This window comes from Bradyrhizobium sp. BTAi1, assembly GCF_000015165.1.
In the GTDB taxonomy this organism is placed as follows: domain Bacteria; phylum Pseudomonadota; class Alphaproteobacteria; order Rhizobiales; family Xanthobacteraceae; genus Bradyrhizobium; species Bradyrhizobium denitrificans.
Genome location: NC_009485.1, coordinates 697,145 through 719,024, shown reverse-complemented (window position 1 = coordinate 719,024; position 21,880 = coordinate 697,145). Strand labels below are relative to the sequence as shown.

The following is a 21,880-nucleotide window of genomic DNA, read 5'->3' as shown; positions in this document are numbered from 1 at the left end:
TTCCATGAAGGCTGTCGTTGACGAGACCTAACCTCAGCCCTTGTTGGAATTCAACATCGATGTCGCCGCATCGGGCCGCGCCCTCGCCTTATCAGGCGTTCTATGATCATGATGCCGCCGCCCGAAATATGAGGACACGACCATGCGCCTGAAACTTCTTTCGCCTGGCGAAATGAGCGCCGACCAGCGCCAGACCTATGACGAGTCGATCGCCAGCAAGCGCGGCTCGCCGCCGCCGCCGATGATGGCCTGGCTGAACAGCCCGGAGATGGCGCGGCACGCGACACGGCTCGGCGCCTTCCTCCGCTACGACACGGTGTTTCCGGCTGCATTGTCGGAAATCGCGATCCTGGTGACGGCGCGGCACTGGACCGCGCATTACGAATGGTACGCCCATAAGCGCCTCGCGCTGGCTGGCGGATTGAACATCAAGATCATCGACGCCATCCGCGACCGCCGTACGCCGGAGTTCTCCGATCCCAAGGCGCAGATGATCTACGACGTCGCCAAGTCGCTGCACGAGGGTCATGGCCTGACGGATGCACTGTATGCCGAGGCGATCGCCCTGCTCGGCGAGCGCGGCCTGGTCGAGATCATCGGCCTGTGCGGCTACTACACCATGGTGTCGATGACGCTGAACGCGTTCGAGTTCGACCTGCCGGAGGGCGAGGTGTCGGAGCTGAAGTAGTCAGCGTCGGTCAGCCACTCCTATTGCGACGATGCCGGTGCGCTCCCCTGCCCCCGGCGGGGAGGGGATCGCACTGAGCGTGCCGCTCGACTGATGTTCATCGCTATCAGCGTTCCGCCGCGCCCGCCGCCACCACCCGCCGCTTCGACGACCACACCAGCGCCAGCACGCAGAGGCCGAGCAGCACCGGCGGGAACACCACCATGTTCACCGCGGACCAGCCGAAATGAGCGAGCAGTTGGCCGGATGAGAACGAGCCCAGCGCCATCAGGCCGAAAATCAGAAAATCGTTGAAGGCCTGCACCTTGTTGCGCTCGGCGGACGTATGCGTCTCCAGCACCAGCGCGGAGGCGCCGACGAAGCCGAAATTCCAGCCGACACCGAGCATCACCAGGGTCGACCAGAAATGCATGGCGGTGAGGCCCGACAGGCCGATCATCGCCGCGACCGCCTCCAGCCCCAGGCCCAGCGCGACGATGGTCTGCGCACCGAAGCGCGCGATCAGCGATCCCGTGAAGAAGCTCGGGCCGTACATCGCGACGATGTGCCATTGCAGGCCGAAATTGGAATCCGACACTGTGAGCCCGCACATCTGCATGGCGAGCGGCGCCGAGGTCATCACCAGGTTCATCACCGGATAGGCGATGGTGCCGCACAGCGCCGCAGCCAAGAAGCGCGGCTGGCGCACGATCTCGAACAGCGGCCGGCCGCCATGCAGATCGGCCGCCTCCGGCCTGGGCAGATCGACGCCGGCGACGATGCCCATCGCGATCAGCGCAATCGCAGCCTGCACCAGATAGCTGAAGGCGAACAGATAGGGCGCCCAGACATCCATGGTCCATTGCACAAGCTGCGGACCGAGCAGCCCGGCGAAGATCCCGCCCGCCATCACCCAGGACACCGCCTTCGGCCGAAACGCGGCGCTGGCGCCATCGGCGGCGGCGAAGCGGTAGGATTGCGCGACGGCGCCATAGAGCCCGCCCAGGAACGTAGCCAGGCAGAACAGCGCGAACGAGCCGCGCAGCACCGCGAGACAGCCGAGCACGCCGGTGAGGAAACCGCAGCCGGTGCCGATGAGAAACGCGACGCAGCGGCCGAAGCGCCGCGAGATCGCGCCGGTCGGCAGCGTGCCGGCCGCGAGACCGACCACATACATCGAGATCGGCACCGTCGCGAGCGAGATGCTGGGCGCGATGGTGGCGCCGACGATCGCGCCGGTGGCGAAGATCACGGCCGAATTGGCGCCCGTCAGGGCCTGTGCAACCGCGAGGCGGGCCACATTGCGCGCCGCGCGGGCATCGTCGGAGGTGTCTTCGGTCACGGTCAGGTCGATCATGTCGGTGTCCGGATGCGCGGGCGCGCTCCTGCTGCATGGAGTGGCCGCACTATTGCGGGAAGCCCACGCCCGAGGCAACCGCCCGCAACGGAGACAAGCCATGCAGCGAGATGCGTGATTCGACAGCCCCGGCCGGCGCGGCTAATCAAGCCGGCGGTATTCTCGCGTCAATGGCGCCTGCGGAGTTTGAGCCATGTCAATCGACGATCGTCCCACCCTCGCCGCGCCGGACGATGATCCGTATCTGTGGCTCGAGGACATCGAGGGCGAACGCGCGCTGGCCTTCGTCGCGGCGCAGAATCAGCGCACGCTCGCCGCGTTCGGCGGTGCGGGTTTCGAACGCGATCGCGACATGCTGGCTGCGATCTTCGATCGCTCCGACAACATCCCGTTCGTCAGCCGCCGCGGCGCGCTGCTGTACAATCTTTGGAAGGACGCGGCGCATCCACGGGGCTTGTGGCGGCGCACGACCCTGGCCGAATTCCGCAAGGCGGAGCCGCAATGGGAAGAACTGCTCGACCTCGACCGCCTGGCCGCCGACGAAGGCGAGGACTGGGCGCTGAACTGGGTCTCGACCCTGCCGCCCGCGCACGAGCGCGCGATGCTGGCGCTGTCGCGCGGCGGCAGCGACGCGGTGGTGCTGCGCGAGTTCGATCTTGCGGCGAAGCGCTTCGTCGCCGATGGTTTCACGCTGACCGAGGCCAAGGGCGGTGTCGACTGGCTCGATCAGGACACGCTGCTGCTGGCGAGCGCCTTTGGCCAGGGCATGGCGACACCGTCGGGCTATGCACGCACCATGCGGCTGTGGCGGCGCGGCGAGCCGATCGAAGCCGCGAAGGTGATCTTCGCGGCCGAGAACAGCCAGTCGGTCTGGGTGCGCGCCGGCATCGATCGCAGCGTGACGCCGGCGCGGGTGTGGTTCACCGAGGGGCTCGACTTCTTCAACCATCATCTGTGGCTCGGCGACGCGAGCGGCGCGGGCATCAAGCTCGACCTGCCGACCGATTGCTGGATGACGGCGGATGGCAACTTTATGGCGGTCAAGCTGCGCCAGCCCTGGACCGTGGGCGACGTGACTCACGGCGCCGATGTGGTGCTCGGCATCCGGCTGTCGGCGTTTCTCGACGGCGTGCGCGATTTCGTTCGGGTGTTCGAGCCCGGCCCGCGCCGCGCGCTGCAGGGTCTTTGCTGGGCCGGCGGTCGGTTGGTGCTGTCGATCCTCGACGAGCTCAAGCCGCAATCCGAAGTGTGGACGCCGTCGGCGCAGGGCTGGAGCTGTCAGCGGCTTCCCGGATTGCCCGAGCTTGCCACCGTCAACGTCTGGCCGCTCGATGCCTACGAGCTGACCGGCAATGGCGACTTGCTCGCCAGCATCCAGGATCCGCTGACCCCGCCTTCGCTGCAGCTGATCGAAGGCTTCGGCGCGCCGGCCGTGCTGAAGCAGGCGCCGCGCACCTTCACCGCCGAGGGCTGCGTCGTCACGCGGCACGAGGCGATCTCGGTGGATGGTGTCGGCATTCCCTATACGCTCACCGGACCGGCCAGGCCGACCGGCGACGCGCCGGTGTATATGAGCGCCTATGGCGGCTTCGGCCACAGCATCCGTCCGGTCTACAATGCGGCGCTCGGCAAGCTCTGGCTGGAGCGCGGTGGCACCGTCGTCGAGGCCAATATCCGCGGCGGCGGCGAATTCGGCACCGCCTGGCACGATGCCGGCCGCTTCGCCGGCAAGCGGCTGGCGCATGATGATTTCGCCGCCGTCGCCGCCGATCTCGTCCGCCGCGGCGTCACCGTGCCGAAGCGCATCGCAGCCCAAGGCGGCTCCAATGGCGGCATCCTGATCACCAACATGCTGGTGCGCTATCCCGAGCGCTTCGGCGCACTGTTCTGCACCATCCCGCTGATCGACATGCGCCGCTACACCAAGCTGCTCGCCGGTGCGAGCTGGATCGCCGAATATGGCGACCCCGACAAGGACGAGGATTGGGGCTGGCTGCAGACCTACTCGGCCTATCACATGGCGCAGCCAGGTCAGCCCTATCCGCCGATCCTGATCGCGACCACCCGGCGCGACGACCGCGTGCATCCCGGCCACGCCCGCAAGATGACGGCCAAGCTGCAGGCGATGGGCTACGACACCTCCTTCTACGAGCCCGCCGCCGGCGGCCATGGCTACGGCACCGACAACCGTGAGCGCGCCAGCTTCATCACGCTGGGCACGCGGTTCCTGGCGCGGCATGTCGGGCTGGAGATGGATTAAGCTGACCTCTCCGCCGTCCTTGCGAGGAACGAAACGACGAAGCAATCCAGAGTCCCAACCCGGCCCTGGATTGCGTCGCTCCGCTCGCAATGACGGTGAGTGGGTCAGGACCCACGTGCGAACACCAGGATCATGTTGTTGGCAGGCATCTCGACCGTCTCGCGCAAAGCGAGGCCATGACGCGCGGCGAGCGCTGCGACATCGGCGATGTCGCGCACGCCCCATTGCGGATTACCTTCGCGCAAGGACGTATCGAACACCGCATTGCTGACGGCGGTGTGCTTGCCGTCGCGCTTGAACGGGCCGTAGAGCACGAGCAGGCCGTCCGGCGACAGCAATCGTCCGGCGCCGGCGAACAATCCCTCGGCCACGGACCACGGCGCGATGTGAATGACATTGGCGCAGAAAATGGCGGAGAGCGACGCAGGCCCGCCCGCCGCCTGGAACGCCGCGACCCAGCCGGGGTCGGCGAGGTCGATGCGCTGCACGTCGCGGATGTTAGCCAGGCCCGCATGCTTGCGCCAGGCCGCAATGCTCTTGAGATGGCTCTCGTTGAGGTCACTCGGCCACCAGACGAGATCGGGGCGCTCCGAGGCGAACTGCACGATGTGCTGGCCAGTGCCGCTGCCGGCCTCCATCACGTCGCCGGAACGTCCGGTGAGCAGACGCGCCAGCACCGCCCAGATCGGCTGGTGGTTGCGGTGGAAGGCGGCCGCGTCCAGCCGTCCGTCCGGTTCCACCGGCCGCCCGTCCCGGCCGAATTCCACGACATATTCCGCCATGCCCGAACCTCCCGGCCGCCGGATGAACGGCGCCATTAACCGCGTTGCGCGGGGCACCATACCCGCATTGTCAGCCGATGGTCTTTATGCTTTGCAGCCCCTATATTGCCGCGATCACCGAGACGTCGGAACTTCACCTTGATCACATCCGTTCTGCGTACCGCCCTGGCGCTGGGGCTTTCGCTCGCCATGTCCGCGGCGGCGCACGCCCAATCCGGGGCCGCCGAGGGCCAGAAGCTCGCTTTCGACCGCGGCAAGGGCAACTGCCTGACCTGCCACGAGATCAAGGGCGGCGACCTGCCCGGTTCGATCGGCCCGAAGCTGGAGAACCTCAAGGGCCGATATGACCGCGCCGAGCTGACCGCGATTCTCAACGACGAGACCACGCGCAATCCGCTGACGGTGATGCCGCCCTTCGGCCGCAACCGCATCCTGACCGAGCAGGAAATCAGCGCCATCGTCGATTTCCTGCAGACCCTCTGATTCTGCGCTTTGGAGACCCTGCCATGACTGCCTCGTTCGGCCCGTTGGCCAACCGCCGCCTGCTCCTGAAGGGCGCGGGCCTGGTCGCGCTGATCGGCCTCGGCAATGCCGTGCTGCACGCGGCGCCGGCATTTGCCGCGACCAACGACAACAAATATCCGGAAGACGCCTTCAGGCAGAAGAACGCGACCGACGCGATCAAGGCGCTGTATGGCCGCGACCACGAGGCCTCGGACAAGATCAAGCTGGACGCGCCCGAGATCGCCGAGAATGGCGGCGTGGTGCCGATCGCGGTCACCACGACCCTGCCCGACGTCACCTCGATCGCCTTCATCGTCGCTGAGAATCCAAACGCGCTGGCGGCGTCCTACAAGATCCCCGAAGGCACGGTGCCGGCGGTGGCGAACCGGCTCAAGATGGCCAAGACCTCCAGCGTGATCGCGCTCGTCGAATCCGGCGGCAAGCTCTACAGCGCGACCAAGGAGGTCAAGGTCACCGTCGGCGGCTGCGGCGGCTAGGGACAGGAGATCATCATGGCATCGAGCATCCGCGTCCGCGCAATCCTGAACGGCGAGATCGCCGAGGTGCAGACCCTGATCCAGCATCCGATGGATACCGGCCTCGTCAAGGACGCCAAGGGCGAACTGATCCCGGCGCACTACATCCAGCAGCTGACCTTCGTGCACAAGGACAAGACCGTGTTTCTGGCCGATTGGGGCACCGCGGTCTCCAAGGACCCCTATGTCAAATTCGCCTTCAAGGGCGCCGCCAAAGGCGACGAATTGAAGGTGAGCTGGGTTGACAACAAGGGCGCCACCGACAGCCTGACGGCGACCATCCAATGAGCGCGACGCGCCTCATTCTCTCTGTCGCGCTGGCTCTCGGTCTCGGTGCATCCGCCGTTGCGGCGGCCGACAGGCCCGATCCGGTCGCGGACGCCAAGGCGTTCCAGGACTACTTCGTCAAGAAGTTCCCGAAGGTCGCGTTCGACGATTTCGTCAACGGCCCATACTCGATGAACGCCGACATGCGCCGCCAGTGGGAGGAGAAGGAGCAGTTTCCGCCTTACGAGTTCGCGCTCGAGGCCGGCAAGGAGATGTTCGCCAAGCCGTTCAAGAACGGCAAGACCTATGCCGACTGCTTCCCGAATGGCGGCATCGGCATCCGGCAGAATTATCCGTATTTCGACGACAAGGAAGGCAAGGTCATCACCCTCGAGCTGGCCTTGAACCGCTGCCGCGAAGCCAATGGCGAGGCGCCCTACTCCTACGTCAAGGACGAGATGGCCTCGTTGACCGCCTACATGGCGTTCACCTCGCGCGGCAAGCGCTTCGACATCAAGATCCCGGATGATCCGCGCGCGCTGGAAGCCTATGAGAAGGGCAAGGAGTACTTCTACACCCGCCGCGGCCAGTTGAACTTCTCCTGCGCGAGCTGCCACGTACAGAGCCCAGGGGAGCGCATCCGTGCCGAGATCCTGGCGCCGGCGCTCGGCATCCTCAACGCGATGCCGATCTACCGCTCGGAATGGAGCGGCATGGGCACGATCAGCCGGCGCATCGTCACCTGCAACAGCCAGACCCGCGCCGTGCCGCTGGAGCCGCAGTCGGACGAATATCGCAACCTCGAATATTATCTCTCCTACGTGTCAAACGGCCTGCCGGTTTCAGGACCGGGAGCGCGGCCGTGAGAGCTGCCATGAAAGCTGCCATGACTCCACACGTCATGAAAAAGATCGTCTTCGCCTTGATGGTGGTCGCGGTCGGCGCCGGCTCCGCGCGGGCCGCGTCGGAAGCCGACTATCTCACGGCTGTCGCGGCGGCCGAGAGCGCCAACAAGGAAGCCGGACGTCTGCGCAACCAATGGACAGTGACCCAGGCCGCCCTCACCGCTGCCAAGAAGGCGGCGGATGCCGGCAATTTCGATCAGGCCGTCAAGGCTGCACAGGAGGCGGAGGCGCTCGCCAAGGCCTCGATCGTCCAGGCCACCAGCGAAAAGCAGCGCTGGAAGGACATGGAGATCCGCTAGGACGCTGGCCATGACGATGCGGCGCCGTGATTTTCTTAGAGTGTCGGGTGCCGCTGCGCTGGCCGCGCCGGCGCTGCTGCGCAGCGTCCGCGCCGCCGAGACCGTCAGCCTCTACGACGTCGAAAAGTTCGGCAATGCGCGCATCCTGCACATGACCGACACGCATGCGCAGCTCAAGCCGGTGTATTTCCGCGAGCCCAGCGTCAATATCGGCATCGGCGAGATGTGGGGACGGCCGCCGCATCTGGTCGAGCGCGCCTTTCTCGAACGCTATGGCATCCGGCCCGACAGCGCCGAGGCCTATGCCTTCACCTCGTTCGAGTTCGAGAAATATTCCGGCCGGTTCGGCCGCATGGGCGGCTTCGCGCATCTGAAGACCTTGATCGACAAGCTCCGCGCCGATGTCGGCGACCGGCGCGCGCTGCTGCTCGATGGCGGCGACCTCTGGCAGGGCAGCGGGCTCGCCAACGCGATGCACGGCGCCGACATGGTGAGCGCGGCCAACCTGCTCGGCATCGACGCGATGACCGGACATTGGGAGTTCACCTATGGCGAGGAGGCGCTGCGCGCCAACCTCGCGCGCTTCAAGGGCGAGTTCCTGGCGCAGAACGTGTTCCTGACCGAGGAGGCGGCGTTCAACGACGCCAAGGCGTTCGATCCGGGATCGGGACGCGTCTTCAAAGCGTCCATGATCAAGGAGATCGGCGGCGCGCGCATCGCCGTCATCGGACAGGCCTTCCCCTACGTGCCGGTCGCGCATCCGCGCCGCTTCACGCCGGACTGGACCTTCGGCATCCGCGAGGAGGAGTTGCAGAAACTGGTCGACGGATTGCGCGGCGCCGACAAGGTCGATGCCGTGATCCTGCTGTCGCATAACGGCATGGATGTCGACCTCAAGCTGGCAGGCCGGGTCACCGGCATCGACGTGATTCTCGGCGGCCACACCCATGATGCCGTGCCGCAGCCGGTCGCGGTCAGCAACGCCAAGGGCACGACCTTGGTCACCAATGCCGGCTCGAACGGCAAATTCCTCGCGGTGCTCGATCTCGACGTCGGCAAGGGCCGCGTCGCCGATGCGCGCTACCGGCTGCTGCCGGTCTATTCGGAGTTGCTGAAGCCCGACCCTGCCATGCAGGCGCTGATCGACCAGACCCAGCAGCCGCAGGTCGCCGCCTGGAGCGAGAAGCTCGCGACCTCGGACCGCTTGCTCTATCGACGCGGCAATTTCGAGGGCCCGACCGACGACATGATCTGCGAGGCGTTGCGCAGCCAGCTCGATGCGGAGATCGCGCTGTCGCCCGGGTTCCGCTGGGGCACGACGTTGATCGCCGGCCAATCCATCATGCTGGAAGACGTGCTGGCGCAGACGGCGATCAGCTATCCCGAGACCTATGTGCAGCGGCTGACCGGCGCGCAGATCAAGGACGTGCTGGAAGACGTCTGCGACAACCTGTTCAACGCCGACCCGTATCTGCAGCAGGGCGGCGACATGGTGCGGCTCGAAGGCCTGTCCTACCGCTGCGCACCCGCCGAGGCGATCGGCCGGCGCATCTCGGACCTCACGCTCGCCAATGGCCGGGCGCTGGAGCCGGGCAAGACCTACAAGATTGCCGGCTGGGCGTCGATGACGGCGCAGGACGGCAAGCCGGTATGGGAGGTCGTCGCGACGCATCTGCGCAGCGTCGGCCTGACCTCGGCGGGAACAAGCACCGTCACGCTGTCCGGCGTGGACGGCAATCCCGGTTTTGCAGCGCCGTCCTGAGGCGCGCTGCGCCGCAACGCGGAGCGCGTCATCGAAGGATGTTGGTGGCGCGGCGCACAGCGTGCTGTAATCGGCCGCATAATCCGAATCGGAGGATGCGTCATGATCTTCCGCCAATTGTTCGACAGCGTCTCCGGCACCTACAGCTACATCCTCGCCAGCCGCAGCGGCGGCGAGGCGCTGATCATTGATCCCGTGCTGGAGAAGGTCGATCGCTATTGCCAGTTGCTGCGCGAGCTCGATCTGCGCCTGGTCAAGGCGGTCGACACGCATCTGCATGCCGACCACGTCACCGGCCTCGGCGCGTTGCGCGACCGCACCCATTGCGTCACCATCATGGGCGAGCAGACCAAGGCCGATGTGGTGGCGATGCGCGTGGCCGAAGGCGACAGGATCGCGATCGAGGGCATCAGCCTCGCGGTGATCTACACGCCGGGCCACACCGACGATTCCTACAGCTTCCTGATGGGCGACCGCGTCTTCACCGGCGACACGCTGCTGATCCGCGGCACCGGCCGCACCGATTTCCAGAACGGCGATGCGCGCCAGCAATATGAGTCGATCTTCAACAAGCTGCTGCGCCTGCCGGACGACACGCTGGTCTATCCCGCGCACGACTACAAGGGCGATACCGTCTCCACCATCGGCGAGGAGCGTCGCTACAATCCGCGCCTGCAGGTGCGCTCCGTCGACGACTACGTGGCGCTGATGGCCGGGCTGAACCTTCCCAATCCGAAGATGATGGACGTCGCGGTTCCCGCCAATATGCGGGTCGGCCTGCACCAGGACGAGCTTGCCAAACAGGGCCTGGCGCTGTCGGCGCGCGAGGCGATCGCATGCCTGGGACGCCCCGACGTGCTGCTGGTCGATTTGCGCGAGGCATCGGAGCGCGCCAGGCACGGCACCCTCGCGGGTGCGCTGCATGCGCCCTATCCCGCGATCGAGGACAGTCTGAAGCCCGGCGGCATGCTGCGCGAGGTCGCCGCCGCCACCGGCCGCCGCATCATGTTCTTCTGCGCCTATGGCGAGCGCTCGGCGATGGCGGTGCAGAGCGCGCAAGCGGCGGGGCTTACCAACACCGCGCATATCGAGGGCGGGCTCGATGCGTGGAGGAAGGCTGGCGGACCGGTCGAGCAGTAAGCGGTCAATGAACTCTGGACTGTCCCCCCGACGGCACCGCACATTGCGCTGTCGTCCCGGGCAAGTCCGATGACGCGAAGCGTCGGCGGGCGCAGACCGGAGGCCCATACCGCGTGATCTGTCTTGTGGCACGCTGCATGTTGAGCCTGTCGTGCCACAGATATCCGCCGGTGGGGATGAACCTCTGTCGGGAGGGGCGATGGGCCTGCCACTCAGGACGCTGCAACGGCGCGGATCGCTTGGCGATTGTCGCGAACGCCAGCCAGCCGCGCAGGTGCCATGCGCCCGCGTTCATGGACAATGAACCGCAATCCGATAGTGTGTCGTTGTGTCGCGCGCCCTTTGCGAGGGGCCTTGGCGGTTTCTCGGCGGTCTCTTGGCGATCTGCCGGCAACGCGCCCTCCAGTTCCATCGCTGACGCCGGGAGCCAAACGGATCGACCATGGCTGACGTTCTCGCCGCATCGCAACATACCGGTGCTCCGGTCCGGGCCGCCTCCTCGCTGCGCACGCTGGCGCTGATCTCGCTCGCGCACTGGGTCAGCCACCTGCACATGCTGGTGCTGCCGATGCTGTTTCCCTACCTAAAGGAGAGGCTCGGCGTCGGCTATGTCGAGCTCGGCTTTCCGCTCACGGTGTTCGCCGTCGTCTCCGCGCTGACCCAGGCCCCGGTCGGCTATCTCGTCGACCGCGCAGGCGCGCGCCGGATCCTGCTGCTCGGCCTGACGCTCGGCGGCCTGTCGCTCGCGTTGCTGGGGATCTACCTGACCTATGCCAGCCTCGTCGCCTCGGCCGTGCTGCTGGGCCTCGCCAATGCCGTCTATCATCCCTCCGACTACGCGCTGCTGTCGGCGCACATGGAGGAGAGCCGGATGGGCCGCGCCTTCGGCGTGCACACCTTCGCCGGCTATCTCGGCGGCGCCGTCGCGCCCGCGATCATGGCGGCCCTGGTCACCACGGTCGGCGGCTCCGGCGCGCTGATCGCGGCCGGCCTGGTCGGTCCGCTGGCAGCGCTGCTGCTGCTCGCCGGCAATGTGCCGGAGGTGCCGCCGCATCCGCATCACACCAAGGCCGACGGCACCCGGGCCAAACAGCCCAGCCTGCTGACGCCGATGCTGATGCTGCTGACCGTGTTCTTCATGCTGCTCAGCCTGTCCAACGCCGGCATTTCCAGCTTCGGCGTCGTGGCCTTCATGAACGGCTACGGCATCTCGTTCTCGACCGCCAACATCGCGTTGACCGCGTTCCTCGGCGCCAGCGCCATCGGCGTGCTCGCCGGCGGCCAGCTCGCCGATCGCATCCGTCATCACAACCTTGTCGCGGCCGTCGCCTATGCGATCAATGCGGTGCTGGTGCTGATCATCACCTTCGTGAGCCTGCCCGCTGCATTGCTGATCGCGATCATGCTGGTCGCAGGCTTCATGAGCGGCGTCATCGCACCATCCCGCGACATGCTGGTGCGCAATGCGGCGCCTGCAGGCGCGGCCGGCCGCGCCTTCGGCATCGTCTCCACCGGCTTCAATTTCGCCGGCGTCGTCAGCCCGTTGCTGTTCGGCTGGATCATGGACATGAACGCGCCGCGCTGGGTGTTCGGCACCTCGGTCGTGTTCATGCTGCTGACCATCGTGCTCGCGTTCTTCACCGAGCCAAAGAAGGCGAAGGCTTAAGTCTCGCTGCGACGGGCATGAACGCAACGGATGCTGGCTCGCGCGTCAGCGTCATCTCGCAATGCTGCCGTCCGCTCGCGCATGTTGACATCATCTCTCGTCCGCCGATGATATCCCCAAAACAACACGATCCGGGGAAGACACGCCATGACGCAGCCAGATCTCGTGATCCGCGGCGGAACCATCGCCGACGGCTCGGGCGGCGAGCTCCATGAGGCCGATGTCGCAATCGCGAACGGCCTCATCGTCGAAGTCGGCAAGATCCAAGCGTCCGGCCGCGAGGAGATCGACGCACGCGGCAAGCTCGTGACGCCCGGCTTCGTCGACGTTCACACCCATTACGACGGCCAAGTGACGTGGAGCCACGACATCTCGCCATCGTCGCAGAACGGCGTCACCACGGCGATCATGGGCAATTGCGGCGTCGGCTTCGCGCCATGCCGGCCGGCCGATCACCAGCGGCTGATCCAGCTGATGGAAGGGGTCGAGGACATTCCCGAGCCGGTGCTCGAGGCCGGCATTCCCTGGGAATGGGAAAGCTTCCCGGACTACATGGCGTGGCTCGGCAGACGCGAATTCGATCTCGACATCGGCGCCCAGCTGCCGCATGCAGCGTTGCGCGTCTATGTGATGGGCGAGCGCGGCGCGCGACGCGATCCTGCCACGGCCGACGACAACCGCGCGATGGCCGTGCTGGCGCGCGATGCAGTCAAGGCCGGCGCGCTCGGCTTCTCGACCTCACGTACCCTCAACCACCGGACATCGACCGGCGACTACACGCCGACCTTGATAGCCGGCGAGGACGAGCTGACGACGATCGCCGAGGCGATGCAGAGCGCCGGGCGCAGCGTGCTGCAATTCGTGTTGGACATCTCCACTATTCATGAAGACCTGCCGATGATGCTGCGCATCGCGGACAAAACGAGATGCCCGATCTCGTTCTCGGTGACGCAGAACGACCGCGCGCCGCAGCGCTGGAGGCAGACCCTGGCCGAGATCAACAGCGCGGCCGCGCGCGGCCTGTCGGTGACGGCACAGATCGCCGCGCGCCCTGTTGGCCTGCTGCTTGGGCTGGAGCTGTCGCGCAACCCGCTGCAGACCCATCCGAGCTATCAGGCGATCGCGCATCTGCCGCTGGCCGAGCGTGTCGCGCGGATGCGCGATCCGCAGCTGCGCGCAGCGATCCTGAGCGAACAGGCCCGCGCGACCGACGATCCGCTGTTCTTCAGGCCGAACTACGACAAAATGTATCTGCTCGGCGATCCGCCGGATTATGAACAGCCGCCGGAACAGTCGCTCGGCGCCCGGGCCCGTGCGCGCGGCTGCCGGCCGGAGGAGCTGGCTTACAACGCGATGCTGTCAGACCAGGGGCGCGGCATGCTCTACGTCCCGTTCCTGAACTATTCCGACGGCAATCTCGACGCCACCTATGAGATGCTGCGCGATCCGCGCAGCGTGCCCGGCCTCAGCGATGGCGGCGCGCATTGCGGCATCATCTGCGATGCGAGCTTCCCGACCTATCTGCTGACGCACTGGACGCGCGACCGCAAGCGCGGTGACAAGCTCTCAATTCCCTTCGTCGTCGCGGCGCAGTCGCGCAAGACCGCGCTCTCGGTCGGTCTCGACGATCGCGGCCTGATTGCCCCCGGCTACAAGGCGGATGTGAACGTCATCGACTACGGCCGGCTGCATCTGCATCCGCCCAAGGTCCATTACGACCTGCCGGTCGGCGGCCGGCGGCTGATGCAGGAGGTCGACGGTTATGACGCGACGATCGTCTCGGGGGTGGTGACGCGCCGGCACGGCGAAGCCACCGGTGCGAGGCCGGGGCGGCTGGTCAAGGGCGCGCGCAGCGGCGTGCAATAGAGGGAGGCAACCTCCCGCCGCATCGCCAAGATGCGCGTCTCACATTCGATGTCATTCCGGGCAAGTCCGGCAACGCGAAAGCGTTGGCGGATGCCGCCCCGGCCCTCTACACCACAGCGGATCTGGCTGGGACGCAAATGGTCGGCGACCGTGACTCGAACAACTCCCTGATGTTATGGATCCCGGATCTGCGCGCGCGTCGCGCGCGCTTGTCCGGCACGACGCCGAGAACGTGGTTGGCAGCCTCTCGCCCGCAGCTCCACGATACTCATCTGTCGCGCCCCGCCCAGCTACGGCTCAGGCGAATTCCGGCGCGACAGCCTGATGCGCCTGCAGGCGCGCGCGCTCGGTGTTCGGCCAGAGCAGCGCAAGCCCGGTGAGGCCGGCGATCACCATGATCACGGCGTTGATGGTGAAGCCGGACATGTAGCCGTCGAGCAGACTGCCCGAGGCCTGGATCATCTTGCCCATCACCACCGGCGCGATGATGCCGGCGAGCGTGTAGAGCGCGCCATAGATGGCGATGACGGCGCCGCGCTGGGACACCGGCGTGAACTCACCGATCATCGGCGCGCAGACGACATAGATCGACCCGCACAGCCCCGAGCCGACGACGAGCAGCGCGATCCGCGTGGTGGCGCCGTCGACATGCGGCATCGCCGCCATCAGCATGCCGCCGAAGATCAACGGCGTCGCCCCGAGCACCCCGCGGGCCATGCGCGTCGAGACGCCCCGCGCCATCAGCCGCTGCGACAGCCAGCCCGTGGTCATCACCACGCACGCACCGAACACCCAGGGCAGGATCGAGATGAAGCCGGCCTGCTGCTGCGAGAAACCGAGCCCCTTGACCAGGAACGGCGTGAACCAGGTGAGCCCGAGCGACAGCGCCCAATAGGCGCCGAAGGTCGCGGCGACGCAGCCGACGAAGGTGCGCGACGTCAGGAGCTGCAGATAGGGCACGCGCTGCTCGCGCAATCCGGCAAGTTCGATCTCAGCCAGCGGCCCTTCCTGGCCGAGCCACAGCCATGCGGCGCTCCACATCAGTCCGACGATGCCGAGTGCTCCGAAGGCGTAATGCCAGCCATAATTCACGATCACGAAGTTCAGCGCGGGCACTGCGAGAATGACGCCGAAGGCGGAGCCCTGCGACAGGATCGCGGTCGGCATCGCCCGCTTCTCGTCGGGAAACCATTTGTAGATCGCGTGGACGGCCACCGAGGCCGCGGGCCCCTCGCCGGCGCCGAGAATGATTCGGCAGATCAGGAGCGTGGTGAAGCCGACGCTGCCGACCATCGGAAACTGCGCCACCGCCCAGACCAGCGCCAGCACCAGCAGGACCCAGCGCGTCGGCACCTTGTTGACGATGAAACCGACGACGATGGCCGAGATCGAAAACAGAAAGAAGAAGGAGGAGCCCAGCAGTCCGAACTGCTCGGCTGAGAGGTTGAGCTCGGTCATGATCGGCACGCCAGCGAGGCCGACCACGATCTTGTCGGCGAAATTCACCAGCATGAACAGGAACAGCAGGAAGGTGACCTTCCAGGCTCCCTTCGGCGTCGCTGCCGGTCTCGTACGGGATGTGCCTTGAAGCGTCGTCGGCGCGGCCATGTTTCTTCCCCGTCATTGTTATGATCCGCCCCTGTTGTTCGGGCGTTTTGCCGATGCTACCCACGAAGCGGCGCCACAAGCAACCAGCTCGCGAGCTAAGTTGTTGCTGCAACGCAAGAATCATCCCTCTGGGGCTGCGCAGGGGAACTTGCGCAACCTGGTCACGAGCGAGCTGCCATCACATCATGGGCGTTGCCAAGAACGAGCGGATGATGTTCGCGTTGGCCCTTGTTATGTTGTGACGCAACAACCGCGATCAGGCTCGTGCTCAACATCCGTCATCTTACCAAGTCCTATCGATCCGGCGGCGAGCCGGTCAAAGTCCTGCGCGGCGTCGACCTCACGGTCGCCGCGGGCGAGCGCGTGGCGCTGACGGGGGAATCCGGCTCCGGCAAGAGCACGCTGCTGCATCTGATCGCCGGGCTCGACGCCGCCGATGGCGGCGACATCCTGCTCGAAGGCGCCTCGATCGGCACGCTGGACGACGCGGCGCGCGCAGCGATCCGACGCGAACGGCTCGGCCTCGTGTTCCAGCAGTTCAATCTGGTGCCGAGCCTGTCGGTGGCAGACAATCTCAACTTTCAGGCCCGGCTCGCCGGACGCCACGATCCCGCCTGGCACACCGAGCTGGTCGAGCGGCTCGGGCTCAAGCCATTGCTCAAGCGTTATCCGGAGCAATTGTCGGGCGGCCAGCAGCAGCGCGTCGCGATCGGCCGCGCGCTGGCGGTCAGGCCCAGCCTGCTGCTCGCGGATGAGCCGACCGGCAATCTCGACGAGGACACCGCCGACGAGGTGATGGCGCTGACGCGCGACCTCGTCGCGCGCACCGGCTGCGGCTTCCTGATGGTGACGCATAGCGCACGGCTGGCGGCGATGCTCGACCGCCAGGTTCACCTGCATGCCGGACGCGTCGCATGAGACGCGCATTGTGGATTCTTGCCGTGCTGCTCAGTCATTGGCGCCGGCATCCAATGCAGCTCGCGACGCTGCTGATCGGATTAATCTCGGCGACGGCGCTGTGGAGCGGTGTGCAGGCGTTGAACCAGCAGGCGCGCAATTCCTATGACCGGGCGGCAGCGATCTTCGGCGGCGCGCGCACGCCGATGCTGGTCGCAAGCGACGGCAAGATGCTGCCGCAGAGCGTGTTCGCCGAGTTGCGCCGCGCCGGCTGGCCGGTGTCGCCGGTCGTCGAAGGCCGCGTGCAGCTCGATGGACATTCCATCCGATTGCTCGGGATCGAGCCGTTCAGCATTCCCCGCGAGGTCGGCGCCGCGCCGAGGGTCGGACGCAGCGAGCTCGAGGCGTTTCTGACGCCGCCGCATCGCACCCTGATCTCGCCGGAGACGCTGGCGGATCTCGGACTGAAGGAGGGCACGGCGCCGCGGCTGAGCAACGACGCCCTGCTGCCGCCGCTGATGGCGCAGCAGCAGCTCGCGCCCGGCGTGCTCGTCGTCGACATCGGCGACGCGCAGCGGCTGCTCGGCAAACAGGGCCAGATCTCCCGGCTCCTCGTCGGTCAAACACCGGGCAAGCGGGAGCCGCTGAAGAGCTTCGCAGGCGGCCGGCTGCAACTGGTGCAGCCCGAGGCCGAGACCGATCTGGAACGGCTGACCGACAGCTTCCACCTCAACCTCACCGCCTTCGGGCTGCTGTCCTTCGTGGTCGGTCTCTTCATCGTCAACTCCGCGATCGGCCTCGCCTTCGAGCAGCGGCTGCCGGTGCTGCGCACCTTGCGCGCCTGCGGCGTCTCGGCCCGGCAGCTCAACAGCGTGCTGATCGGCGAGCTCGTCGCCTTCGCGCTCGTCGCAGGTCTTGTCGGCCTGGTGTGCGGCTACATCATCGCCGCGGCGCTGCTGCCGAATGTCGCCGCGTCGCTGCGCGGTCTCTATGGCGCGCAGGTGCCCGGCGAACTCAGCTTGCGGCCGGAATGGTGGGTGGCCGGCCTCGCGATCAGCGTCGTCGGCGCGCTCGCCGCCGCAACGACAAGCCTGATCAAGGCGATGCGGCTGCCGATCCTGTCGACCGCGCAACCCTATGCCTGGCAGGAGGCGCAGCGGCGCTGGCTCAAGCTGCAGAGCGCCGCGGCGCTCGCCTTCTTCGTGGCTGCCGGCCTGCTGCTGTGGCTCGGTCAGTCATTGCTGGCCGGCTTCGGCGTGCTCGCGGCGCTGATGCTCGGCGCCGCTCTGCTGCTGCCGGCGATCCTGGAGATCGTGCTGCGGCTCGGCGAGCGCGGCGCACGCGCCGCACTGGCGCAATGGTTCTGGGCCGACAGCCGCCAGCAGATTTCGGGCCTGTCGCTGGCGCTGATGGCGCTGCTGCTGGCGCTCGCCGTCAATGTCGGCGTGGCCACCATGGTGGAGACCTTCAGCCGCACCTTCCTGGTCTGGCTCGATGGCCGGCTCGCGGCCGACGTCTATATCAGCGCGGCCGACGAAGCGCAGGCGCGCGACATCCAGGCCTGGCTGCGCACGCGGCCCGAGGTGCGGGCGGTGCTGCCGGGCGGCCGCGCCGAGATCCAGCTCGCCGGCGCCCCGATCGACGTGCTCGGCCTGCCCGATCACGACACCTACCGTGAGCATTGGCCGCTGCTGCAGGCCGGCAGCGACGCCTGGAAACAGCTGGTGCGCGGCGACGGCGGCTTCGTCAGCGAGCAGCTTGCGCGTCGGCTGCATCTCGCGATCGGCGACTGGATCGACATTCCCGCGCCGACCGGCGATTGGCGCATCAACGTCGCGGGCATCTATGCTGATTATGGCAATCCGAAGGGACAGGTCACGGTGAACGTCGCCGCGCTCACGCGGCGCTTCCCGGCGACGCCGATCACCCGCATGGCGGTGCGTGCGGCGCCGGCCGACGTGCCGGGGCTGATCGCGGCGCTGACCGACAGGTTCGGCCTCGATGGCCGCAACGTCGTCGATCAGGCCACCGTGAAGCAGGAATCGAAGCAGATCTTCAACCGCACCTTTGCGGTGACCGGCGCGCTCAACACCTTCACGCTCGGCGTCGCTGCGATCGCGCTGCTGACCAGCCTGCTGACCCTCGCCAACTCGCGGCTGCCACAGCTCGCGCCGCTCTGGGCGATCGGGCTGACGCGCCGGCGCCTGGCCGAGGTGGAACTGCTGAAGACGCTGTCGCTCGCCGGCCTCACCGCGCTGCTGGCGCTGCCGCTCGGGCTTATGGTGGCATGGTGCCTGATCGCCATCGTCAATGTGAAGGCGTTCGGCTGGCGGCTGCCATTCGACGTGTTTCCGCTGCAGCTGATCCGGCTGTTGATCGTCACGCTGGTCGCGGCTCTGATCGCCTCGCTGCTGCCGGTGCTGCGGCTGGCGCGGATGCAGCCGGCCCAACTGGTCAGGACCTTCACCATTGAGCGCTAGAGCCACCTTGACGCGACGCCACCTGATCGGCGGGCTCGGCCTGCTGGCGCTGCCGCGCCTTGCGCGGGCACAGGGCTTTGCGGGTCTGAGCGATAGCGCGGACGGCTTTACGCCGGTCAGGCCGGGCAAGGCCTTCAGCTTCCCCGCCGACCACGCTCCCCATGACGATTTCCGCATCGAATGGTGGTACGTCACCGCCAATCTCAGCGACGCCGGCGGCAGGGCCTACGGCCTGCAATGGACGCTGTTCCGCTCAGCGGCGCGGCCCGGGCCGCAGGCCGAAGGCTTCGACAATCAGCAGCTCTGGATGGCGCATGCGGCGGTGACGCGCGCCGACAGCCACCGCTCGACCGAGAAATTCGCGCGCGGCGGCATCGGCCAGGCCGGCGTCGAGGGCAAGCCGTTCCAGGCCTGGATCGACGACTGGCAGCTGCGCGGCACCGGCGCAACTGATGATCAGACGCTGGCCCCCCTCGACATGACGGCGAGTGCGGCCGACTTCTCCTATGCGCTGCATCTGGAGGCGGACCGTCCGGTGGTGCTGCAGGGCATCGACGGCTACAGCCGCAAATCCGAGCGCGGCCAGGCGTCCTACTATTACAGCCAACCCTTCTATCGCGCGCGCGGCCGCATCATCTTCGACGACACGCCGGTCGAGGTCACAGGGATGGCCTGGCTCGACCGCGAATGGAGCAGCCAGCCGTTGGCGTCCGACCAGAGCGGCTGGGACTGGTTCGCGCTGCATTTTGCGGGCGGCGAGAAGTTGATGCTGTACCGGATGCGGCAGGGAAACGGCGACTACACGTCGGGCACCTGGATCACCGCCGACGGCGCCGCGCGTCAGCTCGGTCCCGACGGCATCGCGATGAGGTCGACGGAGACGGTCGCGATCGGCGAGCGCAAACTGCCGGTCGGCTGGCGCGTCGAGATTGCGGCGCTCGGCATTGCGATCGACACCGCCCCGCTCAATCCGAAGGCCTGGATGGGCACGCGCGTTCCGTATTGGGAGGGGCCGATCAGCTTCAGGGGCAGCCACAGCGGGGTGGGCTATCTCGAGCTGACCGGATATTGAGAAGGCTTAACGGGGGAAACAAGCATGTACCACTTCACCGCGATCGTCACCGTGCTCGCGCTGCTGCTGTACTTCTACATGTCGATCCTGGTCGGGCAGGCCCGCGGCAAGTTCGGCATCAAGGCGCCGGCCACGACCGGCAATGCCGAGTTCGAGCGCGTCTTCCGCATCCACATGAACACGCTGGAATGGCTGCCGATCTTCCTGCCGGCGCTGTGGCTGTTCGCGATCTATGTCAGCGACGCGATCGCGGCGCTGCTCGGCCTGGCCTGGATCGTCGGCCGCGCGATGTACATGACTTCCTACGCCAAGGCCGCGGAGAAGCGCGGCACCGGCTTCGGCGTGCAGGCGCTCGCCGCCTTGGCGCTCCTGGTGGGCGCGCTGATCGCCATCGTCTGGCGGATGCTGCAGGGCTGATTGCCACACATGGCTGCCGTCCCGACATTCGCCGGGACGGCAGCGGGGCGAGGCGGCTTACTTCGTCAGCGGGCAGCCGCTGTCCTTGGCGGAGAAGAACGCCTTGTCGCCGGGCACCGTGGCGAGCTGCTTGTAGTAGTCCCACGGCTTCTTCGATTCCGACGGCTTCTTGACCTCGAACAGATACATGTCGTGGACCATGCGGCCGTTGGCAAGCACCTTGCCCTGCGCGAACGCATCGTCGACCGGCAGTTCTTTCAGCTTTGCAGCCACCGCGTCGGAGTCCTTGGTGCCCGCAGCCTTCACGGCCTTCAGATAGGACAAGGTCGCCGAATAGGTGCCGGCGTGGATCATGCTCGGCATCCGGCCGGTGCGCTTCATGAACCGCTCGCTGAAGGCGCGGGCCTTGTCGTCGTGATCCCAATAGAAGCCCTCGGTCAGCACCAGCCCCTGCGCCGCCTCGAGCCCGAGGCCGTGCACCTCCGACAAGGTCATCAGCAGGCCGGCCAGCTTCTGGCCACCCTTCACGATGCCGAACTCGGCGGCCTGCTTGATCGAGTTGGTGGTGTCGAGGCCGGCATTGGCGAGCCCGATGATCTTGGCCTTCGAGCTCTGCGCCTGCAGCAGGAAGGACGAGAAGTCCGACGAGTTCAGCGGGATGCGCACCGAGCCCAGCACCTTGCCGCCCTTCGACGTCACGATGTCGCTGGTGTCCTTTTCCAGTGCATAGCCGAAGGCGTAATCTGCGGTCATGAAGAACCAGCTATCGCCACCGGATTCGACCAGTGCACCACCGGTGCCGACCGCGAGCGCGCGGGTGTCATAGGCCCAATGGAAGCCATAGGGCGTGCAGGCATCGCCCGTGATGCGCGAGGTCGCAGCGCCCACCACGATGTCGATCTTCTTCTTCTCCTTCGACAGGTCCTGGATCGCGAGCGCGACCGAGGAGGTCGTCAGCTCGGTGATCATGTCGACCCCCTCGGTGTCGTACCAGCGCCGCGCGATCGACGAGGCAAGATCCGGCTTGTTCTGGTGGTCGGCGGTGACCAGCTCGACCTTCTGCCCCAGCACCTCGCCGCCGAAATCCTCGATCGCCATCTTGGCGGCCTCGACGGAATATTTGCCGCCGTAATCGGCGTAGACGCCGGACTGATCGTTGAGAATGCCGATCTTGACCTGGGCCGAGGCCGGCGCCGCCACCATCAGCGCGCCAACCGCAGCAAAAGCCAGCAAGCTCGATTTCATATCGTCTCTCCCGGAGTTTTTTGGTCTTGAGAAGTCATTCGTTTTGGAATGCGCCGTCATGTTATGCCAGAACCCCGGCTGCGCCCATCCCTTCCCGCCTCAGCCAATGGAATGAAAGGCGTGTTGAGGGCTCCCGGCTCCTCCGCTACA

Annotated in this window: 19 protein-coding genes; 15 read left to right on the top strand and 4 right to left on the bottom strand. The window is 66.7% G+C overall.

Going from position 1 to position 21,880, the window contains the following annotated elements; translation table 11 throughout:
- Window positions 1-142 precede the first annotated feature (142 nt).
- Window positions 143-688, top strand: coding sequence for a carboxymuconolactone decarboxylase family protein (locus BBTA_RS03275; RefSeq protein ID WP_012041019.1), 546 nt, complete (start codon window positions 143-145; stop codon window positions 686-688).
- Between the two features lie 106 nt (window positions 689-794).
- On the opposite strand, the gene BBTA_RS03270 is transcribed toward BBTA_RS03275, so the two are convergent.
- On the bottom strand, window positions 795-2,024 hold the full coding sequence (locus BBTA_RS03270) for an MFS transporter (RefSeq protein ID WP_012041018.1): 1,230 nt from the start codon (window positions 2,022-2,024) through the stop codon (window positions 795-797).
- A gap of 193 nt (window positions 2,025-2,217) precedes the next feature.
- On the opposite strand from BBTA_RS03270, the gene BBTA_RS03265 reads away from it, so the two are divergent.
- On the top strand, window positions 2,218-4,284 hold the full coding sequence (locus tag BBTA_RS03265) for a prolyl oligopeptidase family protein (protein ID WP_012041017.1): 2,067 nt from the start codon (window positions 2,218-2,220) through the stop codon (window positions 4,282-4,284).
- Between the two features lie 104 nt (window positions 4,285-4,388).
- Here the strand turns inward: BBTA_RS03265 and BBTA_RS03260 are convergent, their stop codons facing one another.
- Window positions 4,389-5,066, bottom strand: a complete 678-nt coding sequence (locus BBTA_RS03260) for a DUF938 domain-containing protein (protein WP_012041016.1) — start codon at window positions 5,064-5,066, stop codon at window positions 4,389-4,391.
- A 189-nt stretch (window positions 5,067-5,255) separates the two neighbouring features.
- Here BBTA_RS03260 and soxX point away from each other — a divergent pair, with 189 nt between their 5' ends.
- From soxX to BBTA_RS03215, 9 genes are all read left to right on the top strand, one after another.
- A complete protein-coding gene (gene soxX / locus BBTA_RS03255) occupies window positions 5,256-5,549 on the top strand; it encodes a sulfur oxidation c-type cytochrome SoxX (RefSeq protein WP_012041015.1) in 294 nt (97 codons plus the stop codon).
- Between the two features lie 23 nt (window positions 5,550-5,572).
- The gene (gene soxY / locus BBTA_RS03250; protein WP_012041014.1) at window positions 5,573-6,067 is read left to right on the top strand and encodes a thiosulfate oxidation carrier protein SoxY; all 495 of its coding nucleotides are present in this window, start codon (window positions 5,573-5,575) and stop codon (window positions 6,065-6,067) included.
- Window positions 6,068-6,082: 15 nt separating this feature from the next.
- Window positions 6,083-6,394 (top strand): thiosulfate oxidation carrier complex protein SoxZ, encoded by a 312-nt coding sequence (gene soxZ / locus BBTA_RS03245; protein WP_012041013.1) that lies wholly within the window; start codon window positions 6,083-6,085, stop codon window positions 6,392-6,394.
- Window positions 6,391-7,239 carry a sulfur oxidation c-type cytochrome SoxA gene (gene soxA, locus BBTA_RS03240; protein ID WP_012041012.1) on the top strand — a complete coding sequence of 283 codons (849 nt, stop codon included), beginning with the start codon at window positions 6,391-6,393 and terminating at the stop codon, window positions 7,237-7,239. The genes soxZ and soxA overlap by 4 nt, the downstream gene beginning before the upstream one ends.
- A gap of 35 nt (window positions 7,240-7,274) precedes the next feature.
- Window positions 7,275-7,577, top strand: a complete 303-nt coding sequence (locus BBTA_RS03235; RefSeq protein WP_041750291.1) for a hypothetical protein — start codon at window positions 7,275-7,277, stop codon at window positions 7,575-7,577.
- A gap of 10 nt (window positions 7,578-7,587) precedes the next feature.
- A complete protein-coding gene (soxB, locus tag BBTA_RS03230; RefSeq protein ID WP_012041010.1) occupies window positions 7,588-9,339 on the top strand; it encodes a thiosulfohydrolase SoxB in 1,752 nt (583 codons plus the stop codon).
- A 102-nt stretch (window positions 9,340-9,441) separates the two neighbouring features.
- A complete protein-coding gene (locus tag BBTA_RS03225) occupies window positions 9,442-10,479 on the top strand; it encodes an MBL fold metallo-hydrolase (protein ID WP_012041009.1) in 1,038 nt (345 codons plus the stop codon).
- Window positions 10,480-10,921: 442 nt separating this feature from the next.
- Window positions 10,922-12,145 (top strand): MFS transporter, encoded by a 1,224-nt coding sequence (locus BBTA_RS03220; protein ID WP_012041008.1) that lies wholly within the window; start codon window positions 10,922-10,924, stop codon window positions 12,143-12,145.
- Window positions 12,146-12,292: 147 nt separating this feature from the next.
- On the top strand, window positions 12,293-14,011 hold the full coding sequence (locus BBTA_RS03215) for an amidohydrolase family protein (protein ID WP_012041007.1): 1,719 nt from the start codon (window positions 12,293-12,295) through the stop codon (window positions 14,009-14,011).
- Between the two features lie 297 nt (window positions 14,012-14,308).
- Here the strand turns inward: BBTA_RS03215 and BBTA_RS03210 are convergent, their stop codons facing one another.
- Window positions 14,309-15,619 carry an MFS transporter gene (locus BBTA_RS03210; RefSeq protein WP_012041006.1) on the bottom strand — a complete coding sequence of 437 codons (1,311 nt, stop codon included), beginning with the start codon at window positions 15,617-15,619 and terminating at the stop codon, window positions 14,309-14,311.
- 264 nt (window positions 15,620-15,883) lie between these two features.
- On the opposite strand from BBTA_RS03210, the gene BBTA_RS03205 reads away from it, so the two are divergent.
- Genes BBTA_RS03205 through BBTA_RS03190 form a run of 4 tightly spaced genes read left to right on the top strand, consistent with a single transcriptional unit; the run spans window position 15,884 to window position 20,485 of the window.
- Window positions 15,884-16,537 carry an ABC transporter ATP-binding protein gene (locus BBTA_RS03205; RefSeq protein ID WP_041750290.1) on the top strand — a complete coding sequence of 218 codons (654 nt, stop codon included), beginning with the start codon at window positions 15,884-15,886 and terminating at the stop codon, window positions 16,535-16,537.
- On the top strand, window positions 16,534-18,996 hold the full coding sequence (locus tag BBTA_RS03200) for an ABC transporter permease (RefSeq protein WP_012041004.1): 2,463 nt from the start codon (window positions 16,534-16,536) through the stop codon (window positions 18,994-18,996). Before BBTA_RS03205 ends, BBTA_RS03200 begins: the two co-directional genes overlap by 4 nt.
- Window positions 18,986-20,068 (top strand): lipocalin-like domain-containing protein, encoded by a 1,083-nt coding sequence (locus BBTA_RS03195; protein WP_012041003.1) that lies wholly within the window; start codon window positions 18,986-18,988, stop codon window positions 20,066-20,068. The genes BBTA_RS03200 and BBTA_RS03195 overlap by 11 nt, the downstream gene beginning before the upstream one ends.
- A 24-nt stretch (window positions 20,069-20,092) precedes the next feature.
- On the top strand, window positions 20,093-20,485 hold the full coding sequence (locus BBTA_RS03190; RefSeq protein WP_012041002.1) for an MAPEG family protein: 393 nt from the start codon (window positions 20,093-20,095) through the stop codon (window positions 20,483-20,485).
- 57 nt (window positions 20,486-20,542) lie between these two features.
- Here the strand turns inward: BBTA_RS03190 and BBTA_RS03185 are convergent, their stop codons facing one another.
- Window positions 20,543-21,730: an ABC transporter substrate-binding protein gene (locus BBTA_RS03185; RefSeq protein ID WP_012041001.1), complete on the bottom strand. Its 1,188-nt coding sequence runs from the start codon at window positions 21,728-21,730 to the stop codon at window positions 20,543-20,545.
- Window positions 21,731-21,880 lie beyond the last annotated feature (150 nt).

Bases quoted from the DNA above. Each gene is read 5' to 3' on its own strand.
- soxZ (WP_012041013.1), top strand. From the start codon at position 6,083: ATGGCATCGAGCATCCGCGTCCGCGCAATCCTGAACGGCGAGATCGCC.
- soxY (WP_012041014.1), top strand. From the start codon at position 5,573: ATGACTGCCTCGTTCGGCCCGTTGGCCAACCGCCGCCTGCTCCTGAAG.
- soxA (WP_012041012.1), top strand. From the start codon at position 6,391: ATGAGCGCGACGCGCCTCATTCTCTCTGTCGCGCTGGCTCTCGGTCTC.
- BBTA_RS03265 (WP_012041017.1), top strand. From the start codon at position 2,218: ATGTCAATCGACGATCGTCCCACCCTCGCCGCGCCGGACGATGATCCG.
- soxB (WP_012041010.1), top strand. From the start codon at position 7,588: ATGACGATGCGGCGCCGTGATTTTCTTAGAGTGTCGGGTGCCGCTGCG.
- BBTA_RS03210 (WP_012041006.1), bottom strand. From the start codon at position 15,619: ATGGCCGCGCCGACGACGCTTCAAGGCACATCCCGTACGAGACCGGCA.
- BBTA_RS03270 (WP_012041018.1), bottom strand. From the start codon at position 2,024: ATGATCGACCTGACCGTGACCGAAGACACCTCCGACGATGCCCGCGCG.
- soxX (WP_012041015.1), top strand. From the start codon at position 5,256: ATGTCCGCGGCGGCGCACGCCCAATCCGGGGCCGCCGAGGGCCAGAAG.
- BBTA_RS03260 (WP_012041016.1), bottom strand. From the start codon at position 5,066: ATGGCGGAATATGTCGTGGAATTCGGCCGGGACGGGCGGCCGGTGGAA.
- BBTA_RS03190 (WP_012041002.1), top strand. From the start codon at position 20,093: ATGTACCACTTCACCGCGATCGTCACCGTGCTCGCGCTGCTGCTGTAC.
- BBTA_RS03215 (WP_012041007.1), top strand. From the start codon at position 12,293: ATGACGCAGCCAGATCTCGTGATCCGCGGCGGAACCATCGCCGACGGC.
- BBTA_RS03225 (WP_012041009.1), top strand. From the start codon at position 9,442: ATGATCTTCCGCCAATTGTTCGACAGCGTCTCCGGCACCTACAGCTAC.
- BBTA_RS03200 (WP_012041004.1), top strand. From the start codon at position 16,534: ATGAGACGCGCATTGTGGATTCTTGCCGTGCTGCTCAGTCATTGGCGC.
- BBTA_RS03235 (WP_041750291.1), top strand. From the start codon at position 7,275: ATGAAAAAGATCGTCTTCGCCTTGATGGTGGTCGCGGTCGGCGCCGGC.
- BBTA_RS03220 (WP_012041008.1), top strand. From the start codon at position 10,922: ATGGCTGACGTTCTCGCCGCATCGCAACATACCGGTGCTCCGGTCCGG.
- BBTA_RS03185 (WP_012041001.1), bottom strand. From the start codon at position 21,730: ATGAAATCGAGCTTGCTGGCTTTTGCTGCGGTTGGCGCGCTGATGGTG.
- BBTA_RS03275 (WP_012041019.1), top strand. From the start codon at position 143: ATGCGCCTGAAACTTCTTTCGCCTGGCGAAATGAGCGCCGACCAGCGC.